Origin of the sequence: Mesorhizobium sp. B3-1-6, assembly GCF_006439555.1 — a bacterium.
Taxonomy (GTDB): domain Bacteria; phylum Pseudomonadota; class Alphaproteobacteria; order Rhizobiales; family Rhizobiaceae; genus Mesorhizobium.
In genome coordinates, this window is the sequence record NZ_VFTM01000035.1 from 41434 (window position 1) to 54252 (window position 12819).

Consider the following 12819-nt stretch of genomic DNA (forward strand, 5'->3'; position numbering starts at 1 on the left):
ACAAGCAGAACACCGGAGGGAGTCCCGGCGGCGGCTCGCCTCAGGCGGTGATCAGCTTGATGTCGGTCTTGACCCAGCCGGAGAATTTCTCGCCGGCAAGCTCGCGCAGGCCGTAGTCGATACCCATGGCGGCCATCTGCGCGCCATACTGCTCGACGGTGGCGAGCATCTTGCCGTCCTTCAGCAGCGGGCCGACGGCCGGGATGTTGTCGAAGCCGACGACCTTGATCTGGCCGGACTTGCCGGCCGCGTCGATCGCCTTGACGACGCCGAGCGCCATGGAGTCGTTGGCCGCCATCACGCCCTGGATATCCGGATGCTGGGTGAGGAAGTTGGTCATCAGCGTGTTGGCTTCCTCGGTCTCCCAATGCGCGGTCTTGGAATCGAGCAGGTCGAGGCCGTTTTCCTTCACCGCGTCGTCGAAGCCGAGCTTGCGTTCCTTGGCGTTGTCGGCCTCGGGATTGCCCTCGAGGATGACGACCTTGCCGCCCTTGCCCAGCGCCTTGCCGAGCGCGTCGCCGGCGAGTTTGGCGCCGGCGCGGTTGTCCGGCCCGAAGAAGGCGAGGTCGATGCCGGCCTTCTTCTTGGCCTCGGTGTCGAGCGAGACGTCGATGTTGATCACCTTGATGCCGGCCTTCAGCGCCTTGGCGATCGGCGTGACCATGGCCTTCGAATCGGCCGGCGCCACGACGATGATGTTGTAGTTCTGGGTGATGAAGTTCTCGATCGCGTCGACCTGCGCGGCGAAGTCGCGCTCGTCCTTCATGCCGACGGCGGCGAAATCGAACTTGTCCTTGTTCTTCGCCGCATACTCCTCGGCGCCCGCCTGCATCTGCTTGAAGAACTCGTTGGCGAGCGACTTCATGACCAGGCCGACCTTCGGCTTGTCGGCAGCAAAAGCCGGGCCGAGCGGCAGAGCGAGCGCGCCTGCAGCCAAGGCGCTGGTCTTCAGGAACTGGCGGCGTGAGAATGGGCCAAGCCCATGCGTGTCCGAAATCTTGCTCATTAGTCTCCTCCACTTGATTGAGCCGTAATCGGTTACGTAACCGATTACGCGACAAAGTAGATTGTTATTTTATCAGATGTCAACGTCGAGGGTAAGGACGGGAGGAGCGCCGGCGCCGAAGCTGCCGATCTCCCCGCAAGGGGGAGATTACGCCATTTGCGGTTTTCGCCACCTCACCGCCACCCCAGCGCCGGCGCGACGTGCTTCAGGATCGACTCGATGACATGGGCGTTGTAGTCGACGCCGAGCTGGTTGGGCACGGTGAGCAGCAGCGTGTCGGCCTCGGCGATCGCCTCGTCCGCCTTGAGCTGTTCCACCAGCTTGTCCGGTTCGGCGGCATAGGTGCGGCCGAACACGGCGCGCTTCTCCGGCTCGATATAGCCGAAATGGTCCTCGCCCTCGCTGCCGCCGAAATAGGCGCGGTCCATGTCGTTGACCAAGGCGAAAATGCTGCGGCTGACCGAGACGCGCGGCTCCCTCGTGTGGCCTGCTTCCTTCCAGGCGGCGCGGTAGGCTCTTATCTGCTTGGCCTGCTGGACATGCAGCGGCTCGCCGCTCTCGTCGAATTTCAGCGTCGAGCTTTGCAGGTTCATGCCGAGCTTTGCCGCCCATACCGCGGTGGCGTCGGTGGCCGCTCCCCACCAGATGCGTTCGCGCAAACCAGCCGAGAAGGGTTCGAGCCTGAGCAGGCCAGGCGGGTTGGGAAACATCGGCCGCGGATTGGGCTGGGCAAAGCCTTCGCCGCGCAACAGGTCGAGGAAGATTTCCGAATGCCGGCGCGCCATGTCGGCGTCGCTCCTGCCCTCTTCGGGCACATAGCCGAAATGGCGCCAGCCATCGATCACCTGCTCAGGCGAGCCGCGGCTTATGCCCAACTGCAGACGCCCGCCGGCGATGAGATCTGCAGCACCCGCATCCTCGGCCATGTAAAGCGGGTTTTCATAGCGCATGTCGATGACGGCGGTGCCGAGCTCGATACGGCGGGTTTTGGCGCCGGCCGCGGCAAGCAACGGAAACGGCGAGGCGAGCTGCCGGGCAAAATGGTGGACGCGGTAATAGGCGCCGTCGGCGCCGAGCTCCTCGGCCGCGACCGCGAGGTCGATCGACTGCAAAAGCGCGTCGGCGCCCGAGCGCGTGCCCGATTGCGGCGAGGGCGACCAATGCCCGAACGACAGAAATCCGATCTTCTTCATGGTTCCATTCCTGCTGGAGCGATCCATCGACCGCTCGAACTCCCTGTTGCTCCAGCACATAGCCAGGGCAGCGGCGCGATACAACGGACACCGAACGGATACAGACCGTCAACGGGTAAGGCCCCCAGCGCGCCGATCGGTCCCATGATCCACGGCCGGCGTTGTCACACGGATGTAATGAACATTTCGGAGTGTCGGTGCCGTAGCGATTGCTACAGAACCTCTTGGCGAATGGCCGACCATCATGGCATCCGACGATTCCGCCGACCGGCAAAGCGCTTTCGACGATCGCGTCGAGGCGGCCTTCGAAACCCTGCCGCCGGCCGAGCAGCGCATGGCACGTTTCTTCGTCGGCCAGAAGCAGGCGGTGCTGCTAGGATCGGCGGCCGAGATCGCCGCCCTTGCCGGCGCCAGCGACGCAACCGTAGTGCGCACCGCTCGCTCGCTCGGCTTCGACAGCCTGTCGGCGCTGCGCCAGGTGCTGCTCGCGGACCTGACCGGCACGGCCTCACCCGGCAGGCGGCTGGCCCGCACCTTGCAGGAGACCGGCGGCGACAGCGCCGCGGCGCTGCGCCATGTCGTCGGCCTCCATGAAAGCGCGCTCGAGGCGCTGAAGCGGCCGGAGATGGAAGCGTCTTTCGCCAACGCCGTCGATCTCCTGGCCGCCGCCCGTCGCCGCCACATCTTCGGCATCGGCCCCTCGGGCGCCATGGCCGAATACGCGGCCCTGCAATTCAACAGGATCGGCCTGCCGAGCAGCGCGCTTTCCGTGTCGGGCGTAGCGCTTGCCGACCGCCTGCTGTGGCTGGAAAGCGGCGATGCCGTGTTGATGATGGCCTACGCACCGCTTTACCGCGAGGTCGAGATCGTCCTCGACCAGGCCGGCCTGCATGACGTGCCGGTGGTGCTGATCAGCGACAATCTCGGGCCGCTCATCTCCGACAAGGTGGCTGCGACGCTCCCGGTCCCGCGCGGCAAGGCCGACCACCTCGCCACCCATGGCGGCACCATGGTGCTCATCGAGGCAATGATCATCGCCCTGGCCGCCAAGGCCGGCGAGACCGCGTTCGACAGCCTGGACCGGTTGAGCGGCCTGCGCGGCGCGATCGACAAGGCATGGATAAAACGCGGGACGCGCAAGAAGTAAATGCCGCTGACATAAAAATGTCAGTCAAAGCGGTATAATATATAATTGGCATTACTTTGCCTTCTCGAAACAACAGGAGAGCGAGATGACTATAAAGACGACGCTTGGACTTGCGTTGAGTTTGACGGTTCTATCCATCGCCGCGCCGGCCTGCGCCGCGGATCTGGTGCTCTATGACGCGCTCGACTTTGCCGGTCCGGTCGCCAAGGCCTTCCAGGCCAAGACCGGGCTGACCGTCGACATCGTCGAGCCCGGCAGCACCGGCGAGACGCTGGGCAAGATCGCCGCCGAGGGCAATAACCCGCAATTCGATATCGTCTGGCTCGACGGCTCCGCCGTGATGGAGCGCATGGCGGCCGACCATGTGCTGCAGCCGGTGCCGGCCGATGAATTCGACAAGATCGCCTGGACCGATCTCGGCAAGTCGCTGATCCCGCAGAGCCACGCCTTCCTGCCGACCGGCACCAGCACCACCGCGATCGAGGTCAACACCAAGAAGGTCAAGGCCGACAAGATGCCGAAATCCTGGGCCGACCTGCAGGGCTTTGCCGGCAGCGTCGCCGCCAAGGACCCGAACCTCTCCGGCCCGGCCTATCAGTGGCTTGCCGGCCTGTTCCAGACCAACGGCGTCGATGCCGGCAAGGAGCTGCTCGCCAAGACGCTGACCAACAAGTCGCTCTCGGGGCTCTCCAGCGGCGGCAAGGTCAACAAGGCGGTGCTGACCGGCGACGCCTCGGTCGGCATCAACCAGGACAGCGCCATCTTCTCCAAGATCGCCGCCGGCGAGCCTGTCGTCGCCGTCTATCCGAGCGAGGGTTCGGTCTCGCTGCCGCAGGGCCTCGGCATCAGCGCCAGGACGCAGCATATGGATGCCGCGCGCAAGTTCATCGAATTCGTCACCAGCGCCGATGGCCAGGCCGCGATGCAGAACGGCGACGACACCGACTTCTTCTACATTCCGATCGTCAAGGGCGTGAACCCCAAGCCCGGCCGCGAGACCAGCATCGCCTACACCCATCTCGACGACGCGACGGCCTCGGCGCACGAGACGGAGTGGAAGCAGTGGTACAAGGAAAAGTTCGTCCAGTGACCGCGCTCGCCTGGCAATGACGATGGTGCAGAAATTCGATGCCGCCGGCGGCGGCATCGGCTCGAGCGGGTGGGCGCGCGGACGCCTGCCCGCGCTGGCGCGCCTTGGCGGGCCGCTGGCGGTCTATGCCGTCTTCGCTCTGTTGATCGGCCTGCCGCTGGCGCTCGTGCTGCTGCAGGCCGTGGTGCCTGGGCTGTTCGCGGTCGACGGCGCGCAAGGCCTCTTCAGCGCCGAGCCGCTCGCGCGCGTCTTCTCCTCACCCTATATCGCCGGCTCGATCCTGCATTCGCTGGAGCTCGGCCTGCTTGCGGCCCTGACGACAACCATGCTCGGCGGCGCCTTCGCCGTGCTGGTGCAGCGTTGCGATATCCCGCTGCGCGGCCCGCTTTCGCTGGTGCCCTGGCTGGTGTTCCTGACGCCGTCCTATCTGAAGGCGCTGGCCTGGGTGCTCTTGATGTCGTCCGGCGGCTACCTGGCGCAGCTTGGCCTTTTGCCGCCTTGGCTCGGCGCTTCCTTCTTCGGGCTGGCCGGCCTGGTCTTCGTGCACACGCTGAGCCTCTTCCCGCTCGCGGCTTTCATCATCGGCAGCGCGCTGGCGGGGCTAGGCAGCGAGCTGGAGGACGCCGCGCGCCTGTCGGGCGCCGGGCCGCTCAGGATCTGGCTGCGCGTCAACGGCCCATTGCTGGCGCCGGCGATTGTGCTCAGCTTCATCGCCACCTTCGCCGAAGTGCTCTCCGATTTCGGCCTGGCCTCGACGATTGCCAGGATGTCGAGCTTCGGCGTGCTGACCTATGGCATCTATGCCGCGGCGAGCGACTATCCCGTCGACTTCCCGGCCGCCGGCGCGCAGGCCCTGGTGCTGCTGGCGCTGGTTCTGCTCGTCGTCGTGGCCGACAGGCTGCTGCGCCGCCGCGCCGATCCGCGGTTGATTTCCGGACGAGCCAGGCCGGCCCGGCGCTATCGGCTCGGCGCCTGGCGCTGGCTCGCTTTTGCGATGGCACTGCTGGTCGCCTTCCTCGCGCTCATATTGCCGCTCGGCGCCATCGCGGTGCGGGCGCTCACCAGCACGCTCGGCAACGGTCTGGCGCCGAACAATTTCACCCTCGCCAATCTCGGCGCGGCGCTTAGCCCGCACACGGCGGCCAATGAAGGCCTGATGCGCAGCCTCTTTTATGCCGGCTTTGCGGCGGTCATCGCCAGCACGCTGGCCTTGCTGCTTTCGGCCCAGCTCGATCGTTCGAGCCCGGTCATGCGCACCGCGGTGCTTGGCCTGTCGCTCGGCGCGGTCGCGATCCCCGGCATCGTGCTCGGCTTCGGCTACATCCTGGTCTGGAACCGGCTGCCCGGTTTCCGCGACTGGCCGTTCCCGCATTACGGCGACGGCTCGCTGCTGGTCATGGGCTATGTCGCGGCGGCGCTGCCCTATTGCCTGGTCGTCATCCTCTCGGCCGTCGGCCAATTGGCGCCGAGCCTCACCGACGCCGCGCGGATCTCCGGCGTCGGCGCGGTCCGGCGTCTCATCTCGGTGACCTTGCCGCTGATCCTGCTCAGCGTCGTCACGGCCTTCCTGCTTACCTTCATCCGCACCGTGTTCGAATTGCCGATGTCGCAGATGCTGATCCCGCAAAGCGGTCCGCCGGCGCCGACGCTCATCCTGAAATTGTTCAGCCATGACCGCGACGGGCTGGCCTGCGCCATCGCGCTCGCCGCCATGGCCGCCGCTGGCGGCGCCGCGGCGTTGATCTGGTATCCGCTCAAGCGCTTCATTGCATTTGGCCGGCCGCAAGGCACTCCGGCCGCGTCGGGAGAGCCGGCATGACCGCTTCACTCCATTGCGCCGGCATCTCGAAGTCGCTCGGCGGGCGCGCCGTGCTCAGCAACCTCGACCTCGCCATCAGGGCCGGCGAGGTGGTCTCGCTGCTCGGCCCGAGCGGTTCCGGCAAGACCACGCTGCTGCGCAGCATTGCCGGGCTGGTCGACCCCGACAGCGGCACGATCGCGCTCGGCGACCGTGTCGTCTGGAGCGAAACATCCGTCCTGCCCGCCGAAAAGCGCAGGATCGGCATGGTGTTCCAGGATTACGCGCTGTGGCCGCATATGACGGTGGCGGGCAACCTGTCGTTTGGGCTGCGCGCGCAGCGGCTCGCCGAACCGGAGATCGCCGTCCGCGTCGGCCATGCGTTGGACGTCGCGCGGCTCGCACCCTATCGCGATCGCTACCCCTCGGAACTGTCGGGTGGACAGCAGCAGCGCGTCGCGATCGCCCGCTGCCTTGCGGCGCGGCCGGCGCTGATGCTGTTCGATGAGCCGCTCAGCAATCTCGACGCAGCGCTTCGCGAGGACATGCGCATCGAGATGATGGAGCTGGTGCGCCGCGAGGCGGCGACCGTCATCTATGTGACGCATGACCAGGCCGAAGCCATGGCCGTTTCGGATCGCATCGCTGTGATGCGCGACGGCCGCATCGCCCAGTTCGACACGCCGAGGGCGATCTACGAGCGGCCGGCCGATTCCTTCGTCGCCGGTTTCATCGGCGGCTTTTCGGTGGTGCCCGGCACCGTGCGCGACGGGCTGTTCAGCGTGCGGGGCGCCGCCACCGACAGCCTGCGCACGCCCGGGGCGAAATCAGGCGACGGCATGCTTGTGGTCCGGCCGGAAGACGCGCGGCCGGCCGAGGCGCATCCCGGCAACCGGCTGCAGGGCAAAGTGCTGTCGAGCGCCTTCCAGGGCCGCTGCTGGCGGCTGGCGGTGGAACTCGGCCCGCAACGCGTCCGCCTCGACTGGCCGGAAGCGTCGCCGGTCGGCTCCTCACTGGCATTCTCGCTGCCGCCCGAACGCTGTATCGTTCTCGCCAACTGATGATTCCGAACTATAGGATGCCTGCATGCATGGCCTGACACCCATACTTTCCACCGTGACGGCCTCTTTCCTGGCCTCCTTCGTCGAGGTGGTCGAAGCCTTCACCATCGTGCTCGCCGTCGGCGTGACGCGCAGCTGGCGCCCGGCGCTGACCGGCGCGGCGCTGGCGCTTGCCGTGTTGGCGGCGCTGGTGCTGGCGTTCGGACCGCTGCTGGCGCTCGTTCCCATCACCGTCCTGCAATTCGTGGTCGGCGTGCTTTTGATCCTGTTCGGCATGCGCTGGCTGAGGAAGGCGATCCTGCGCAGCGTCGGTGTCATCGCGCTGCATGACGAGGAGCAGGCCTTTTCCAAGGAGACGGCGGCGCTGCAGCGGCAGGCCGACGACCGCCGCGCCGACTATCTGGCGGCCGTCGCGTCGTTCAAGGCGGTGCTGCTCGAAGGCGTCGAAGTGGTGTTCATCGTCATCGCCGTCGGCGCCGCGCATGGCCAGACGCTCTATGCCGGCCTCGGCGCGCTTGCCGCCTTCGTGCTGGTGATGCTGATCGGCCTCGCCGTGCACCGGCCTTTGGCGCGCGTGCCGGAAAACGCACTGAAATTCGTCGTCGGGCTGATGCTGACCAGCTTCGGCGTGTTCTGGACGGGTGAAGGCCTTGGCGCCGAGTGGCCGGGCGCCGACCTCGCTCTGCTCGCCATCTTCGCCATCATTGCCGCCGCATCCTTCGCCATCGTGCGCTGGCTGCGCGGCGCCTATCCGACGCCCGCCGAAGGAGTCGCCCGATGACCATGATCCGTCTTGTCTTCAAGGAGCTCGTCGGCATGTTCGTCGACGACGGCAGCCTGGCGCTGCTGGCGCTGATCCTCATTGCCCTGATCGCCGCCGCGGTGAAGTTCCTGGGGCTGCCGCCGCTCGCCGGCGGCTGGCTGCTTCTCGCCGGCTGCCTGGCAATTCTTCTGCAGAGCACGCGCCGCGCCGCGCGCGACAGGCCGCGCTGATCGCGTAACGCTGGAGATTGGCGGAAGCTTCCCAGCTTCGTCATTCCAGGGCGGAGCAGCCGCGAAGCGGCGTCGCGGAGACCCTGGAATCCATGCCGTGCCCTCAGCCGTGGAATGCAGCGAGGCAGAATTCTGCACCGTTGTGACGCTTCAAAGTAATGGCATGGATCCTATGGTCTGCGCGCGTCGCTTCGCTCCTTGCTCCGCCATAGGATGACGATCGCGATGGGCGCTTCAGCCAATCTCAAAGCATGCCGCCTGCCAAGGCAAAGCATAGCCGCCGGCCAAATCCGCGCCGGAGACCTAATAAACGGTGAAAAGCGTCGGCAAGTCACCGCTGAGGCGGAAATACTCCACCGCCTCGATGACCGGAAACAGCGCCAGAAAATAGAGCCCGTCGCGGAACGTGTTCCGCAGCGCGTGCGTCGAAAACAGCCACTGGGCCTCGTCGCGGTAAAGCAGCGGATTCGGCCAGAAGCGCGGCGTGCGGTCGGCATAGGCCGCGTAAGCCGCACCGAACTTGCCGGCGAGGTATTCGGCCTCCTTGCGCGCGGTGAAGCGGAAGACGAGGAAGCTCGCCAGGCCGAGCATGACGGCCGCCAGCACCGAGCCGAACATCAGGCCGATGCCGGCAGCGCCGACGGTCGAGAAGAAATAGAGCGGGTTGCGGGTCATCGAGAACGGACCGGACATAATCAGCTCGTCATTCTTCCTGCCGCCGACGAATAGGATGCTCCACAGCCGGCCAAGGAAACAGATCAGCACCATCGCGAACCCGATCGTCTCGACGATTTCGTGCCCGTCCGACCCTTCGGCCAGCGCCGGCTTGCTGAACAGGAGCAGGATGACGGCAAGCACGGCGGCCGCCTGCACGACGATCAGACGCTTGTGCTGGTCGAACGCCTTCGGCGCCGATTTGAGGGACGTATAGGCCATTCTTCTCACCGCTCCGGCGCCGACAGGGGCCCCGAAGCTTCTCTAGCTGTTCCGCCGCGGGAAGACGAGGCCCGATGGAGGTTTTCGGCCGACCTTACGAATTTGTAAGCGCGCGGACAGGCCGCGGTGAATTCGCCCGTCTAGCCTGACGATCGCCGCCAAACGCGATTTCGGGCGGCGAATGGATCATCAACCTCGGGATAATGTCATGAACAAATTTGCCCTTGCTTTCGCCTTTGCCGCTGCCGCGATCATCGTTCCCTTGGCTTCGGCCGTTGCCGCTCCGACGCCTTGCGAGACCGCGTTGAAGGACCTGCGCGCCGCCGAGGCCAAGGCGACACCCAACGATGCCGACAAGAACAAGGTTTCCGAACTGGAGACAAAGGGCATCGAGCGTTGCAACGCCGACGACGACAAGCGCGCCGACGACTTCTTCGCCCAGGCTATGAAGATTCTTGGCAAGTAAGCGGCGGAGGAACCGGAAATGAATATCGCCATGACCGTGGCAAGCCACGGGCACGAGTCCGAATTGAACCGCGTCCCGGACGTCGCCATCGATTTCTGGCTGATCAAGATCATGGCGGTGACCATGGGCGAGACGGCGGCCGACTATCTCGCCGTCAATCTCGGCCTCGGCCTTACCGCGACATCCTTGATCATGAGCGGCATCCTGGTGGTCGCGCTTGTCCTGCAGTTCGCGCGGAAGCGCTACGTGCCCTGGGCCTATTGGCTCGCGGTCGTGCTGATCAGCGTCGTCGGCACCTTGGTCACCGACAACCTCGTCGACAATTTCGGCGTGCGGCTGGAGACGACGACGATCGTCTTCTCGGTCGCCCTCGCACTGACTTTCGCGGCCTGGTACGCCAGCGAAAAGACGCTCTCGATCCACACCATCTTCACCACCAGGCGCGAGATCTTCTATTGGCTGGCGATCCTGTTCACCTTCTCGCTCGGCACGGCCGCCGGCGATCTGGTGGCCGAGCGTTTCGACATGGGTTATCTCACCACCGGCGTGATCTTCGGCGGTGTCATCGCGGCGATCGCGCTCGCCTGGTTCTTCCTCGGCCTGAACTCTATCCTCGCCTTCTGGCTCGCCTATATCCTGACCCGGCCGTTCGGCGCCTCCTTCGGCGACCTGCTGTCGCAACCGGTCGAATATGGCGGCATGGGCTTCGGCACCACCGCCACCAGCCTGACCTTTCTCGGCTGCATCGTGGTCATCGTTCTCTATATGACCCTGAGGAACCTGATCGATGAAGACGAACAGGCGCTGCTCGACTAAAACGCTTCTCGCAAAAATGTGTTGCGGCCTTCGCTCCGGCAGCGCTTAAAAACAGATGGTTAGAGCAATTCCAGCAACGGGTGGCGCGGGATTTCCGTCAGGAACCGCGTCAAACGAAGAGATAGACCGGCCAAGAAAAAGCCGCAGCCGGCGCTACCATGCCGGTGAGGTTCAGGCGGCAAGGACAGCACGGGGCGATGCGACTTCTGCTTGTTGAAGACGATCCGAGAACCGCCGACTACATCGTCAGGGGACTGACCGAGGCCGGCCATGTCTGCGATCTGCTGCGCGACGGCCATGACGGCCTCTTCGCCGCGACCCGCAACGCCTATGACGTGATCGTCGCCGACCGCATGGTTCCCGGCCTCGACGGCCTGTCGATGATCAAGGCGGTGCGCGCCGCCGGCATCCGCACGCCGGCCATTTTCCTGACCTCCATCGGCGGCGTCGACGACCGCGTCGAGGGCCTCGAAGCGGGCGGCGACGACTATCTGGTCAAGCCCTTCGCCTTTTCCGAGCTGCTCGCCCGCATCCATGCGCTCGGCCGCCGGCCGGCGGCGCAGGAGCAGAAGACGGCTTTGCGCGTCGCCGACCTCGAAATGGACCTGATCCTGCGCCGCGTGACCAGGCAGGGCCAGCCGATCGACCTGCAGCCGCGCGAATTCAGCCTGCTCGAGGTGCTGATGCGCGGCGAGGGCCGCGTCATCACCCGCACCATGCTTCTGGAGCGCGTCTGGGACTTTCATTTCGACCCCAAGACCAGCGTCGTCGAAACGCATATCAGCCGGCTGCGGGCCAAGGTCGACAGGCCCTTCGACGTGCCGCTGATCCACACCGTGCGCAACACCGGCTACAGCCTGCATGTCCCGGCCTGATCTCGCGGCCGCACGTGCGGGGCGACCCACCGCGATCGCATGAGCGCGACACGCTCCAGCCTGCTGCGCAGCACGCCGTTCAGGCTGGCGCTGACCTTCGCCTTTCTGTTCCTGCTGGCCTTCATCCTGTCCGGCGCGATCGTCTATCAATTGATGAGCGCCTCGCTCGCCAGGCAGCTCGATCAATCGATCAAGGAGACCTATTCGCTGATCGCCGCGACCTATGCCGAGAGCGACGAGGAGGATCTCGTCTCCACGGTCAGGGACCATGCCCAGTTCAGCCAGGACAAGGACGAGATCTTTTCCCTCACCGACAAGGACGGCAACCGCCTTGCCGGGGATTTCACCGCCTCCGCGCTGCCGGACGGCTTTTCCATGTTCGCCGCCAATTTGCCGGGCGTGCCGCCCGACACCGAGTATCGCGCCTATTCGGGCGTGGTCGGCGACAACAATTTGACGGTCGCCTTCTCGCTTTCGGAAACCGAGGATCTGGAAAGGATCGTGCTGATGAGCTTCGGCTGGGCCACGCTCTTCATCACCGTCCTGGCGATCGTCGGCGGCGCCGTGCTTGCCTCGCGCGTCCAGCGGCGCCTCGACGGCATTGCCAGCACCATGGTCGACGTCTCGCATGGTCGCCTCGATGCGCGCATTCCGCTGATCGGCAGCGGCGACGACATCGACGCCGTCTCGGCCCAGGTGAATGCGGCGCTCGAGCGCCTGTCGGCACTGGTCGACGGCATGCGCGAAGTGAGCGCCAACATCGCCCATGACCTCAAGACGCCGCTCAATCGGCTGCAGATGATCCTGGAATCGGCCGCCGACAAGACGGTGTCGGGCGAGGACGTCTCGACCGAGCTGACCGACGCCCGCGCTGAGAGCCAGCAGATCAACAGCACCTTCGACGCTTTGCTTCGCATCGCCCAAATCGAAGCCGGCGCCCGCAAGGCGCGCTTCGTCGACCTTGATGTCGGCCCGGTCGTCGAGACCATCGGCGAAGTCTATGCCGACGTTGCCGAGGACGACGGCAAGTCCTTGTCCACAGGGATTATTCCGGGTACGAAATGGTATATTCACGGTGACCGCGACTTGCTGATGCAGATGCTCGCCAATCTGGTCGAGAACGCGCTCAGGCATTGCCCGCCGGGCACCGCGATCGAGCTCTCGGTGACCAGGGAAGGCAGCCACGTCCTCGTCCATGTCCGCGACAATGGTCCGGGCATCCCCGCCGAGGAGCGCGAAAAGGTGTTCCGCCGGCTCTACCGGCTGGATACGAGCCGCACGACGCCGGGCAGCGGCCTGGGCTTGAGCCTGGTCAAGGCGGTGGCCGACCTGCATGGTGCGGCAATAACGCTCGAGGACCGCAACCCCGGTCTCGGCGTGACAATCAGCCTTCCGGCCGTGCGAGTTGCAGATGCCTGAGGCCGGCGGAGCCCGCGTC

Annotated in this window: 13 protein-coding genes; 10 read left to right on the forward strand and 3 right to left on the reverse strand. The window is 65.6% G+C overall.

The annotated features are described in order from the left end of the window. Positions 1-40 precede the first annotated feature (40 nt). A complete protein-coding gene (locus tag FJ414_RS25945) occupies positions 41-1006 on the reverse strand; it encodes a sugar ABC transporter substrate-binding protein (RefSeq protein ID WP_140647222.1) in 966 nt (321 codons plus the stop codon). Between the two features lie 173 nt (positions 1007-1179). After that, positions 1180-2199 (reverse strand): LLM class flavin-dependent oxidoreductase, encoded by a 1020-nt coding sequence (locus FJ414_RS25950; RefSeq protein ID WP_140647223.1) that lies wholly within the window; start codon positions 2197-2199, stop codon positions 1180-1182. Positions 2200-2443: 244 nt separating this feature from the next. Here FJ414_RS25950 and FJ414_RS25955 point away from each other — a divergent pair, with 244 nt between their 5' ends. From FJ414_RS25955 to FJ414_RS25980, 6 genes are all read left to right on the forward strand, one after another. Next, positions 2444-3346, forward strand: coding sequence for a MurR/RpiR family transcriptional regulator (locus tag FJ414_RS25955; RefSeq protein ID WP_140647224.1), 903 nt, complete (start codon positions 2444-2446; stop codon positions 3344-3346). An 85-nt stretch (positions 3347-3431) separates the two neighbouring features. After that, positions 3432-4436: an extracellular solute-binding protein gene (locus tag FJ414_RS25960; RefSeq protein ID WP_140647225.1), complete on the forward strand. Its 1005-nt coding sequence runs from the start codon at positions 3432-3434 to the stop codon at positions 4434-4436. 22 nt (positions 4437-4458) lie between these two features. Next, complete coding sequence (locus FJ414_RS25965) at positions 4459-6255, forward strand: iron ABC transporter permease (RefSeq protein WP_181181716.1); 1797 nt, start codon at positions 4459-4461, stop codon at positions 6253-6255. Next, complete coding sequence (locus FJ414_RS25970) at positions 6252-7295, forward strand: ABC transporter ATP-binding protein (protein ID WP_181181717.1); 1044 nt, start codon at positions 6252-6254, stop codon at positions 7293-7295. Before FJ414_RS25965 ends, FJ414_RS25970 begins: the two co-directional genes overlap by 4 nt. 25 nt (positions 7296-7320) lie before the next feature. Next, positions 7321-8076 (forward strand): COG4280 domain-containing protein, encoded by a 756-nt coding sequence (locus FJ414_RS25975; protein ID WP_140647227.1) that lies wholly within the window; start codon positions 7321-7323, stop codon positions 8074-8076. Further along, a complete protein-coding gene (locus tag FJ414_RS25980) occupies positions 8073-8288 on the forward strand; it encodes a hypothetical protein (protein ID WP_140647228.1) in 216 nt (71 codons plus the stop codon). The genes FJ414_RS25975 and FJ414_RS25980 overlap by 4 nt, the downstream gene beginning before the upstream one ends. Before the next feature lie 303 nt (positions 8289-8591). Here the strand turns inward: FJ414_RS25980 and FJ414_RS25985 are convergent, their stop codons facing one another. Next, positions 8592-9224: an isoprenylcysteine carboxylmethyltransferase family protein gene (locus FJ414_RS25985; RefSeq protein WP_140647229.1), complete on the reverse strand. Its 633-nt coding sequence runs from the start codon at positions 9222-9224 to the stop codon at positions 8592-8594. A 208-nt stretch (positions 9225-9432) separates the two neighbouring features. Here FJ414_RS25985 and FJ414_RS25990 point away from each other — a divergent pair, with 208 nt between their 5' ends. The 4 genes from FJ414_RS25990 to FJ414_RS26005 all read left to right on the forward strand — a co-directional run bounded on the left by FJ414_RS25990 (position 9433) and on the right by FJ414_RS26005 (position 12800). After that, positions 9433-9690, forward strand: coding sequence for a hypothetical protein (locus FJ414_RS25990; protein ID WP_140647230.1), 258 nt, complete (start codon positions 9433-9435; stop codon positions 9688-9690). A gap of 18 nt (positions 9691-9708) precedes the next feature. Next, on the forward strand, positions 9709-10506 hold the full coding sequence (locus tag FJ414_RS25995; RefSeq protein WP_246672505.1) for a hypothetical protein: 798 nt from the start codon (positions 9709-9711) through the stop codon (positions 10504-10506). Positions 10507-10703: 197 nt separating this feature from the next. Beyond that, positions 10704-11381 (forward strand): winged helix-turn-helix domain-containing protein, encoded by a 678-nt coding sequence (locus FJ414_RS26000; RefSeq protein ID WP_042645381.1) that lies wholly within the window; start codon positions 10704-10706, stop codon positions 11379-11381. A gap of 39 nt (positions 11382-11420) precedes the next feature. Beyond that, a complete protein-coding gene (locus FJ414_RS26005; protein WP_140647231.1) occupies positions 11421-12800 on the forward strand; it encodes a HAMP domain-containing sensor histidine kinase in 1380 nt (459 codons plus the stop codon). Positions 12801-12819 lie beyond the last annotated feature (19 nt).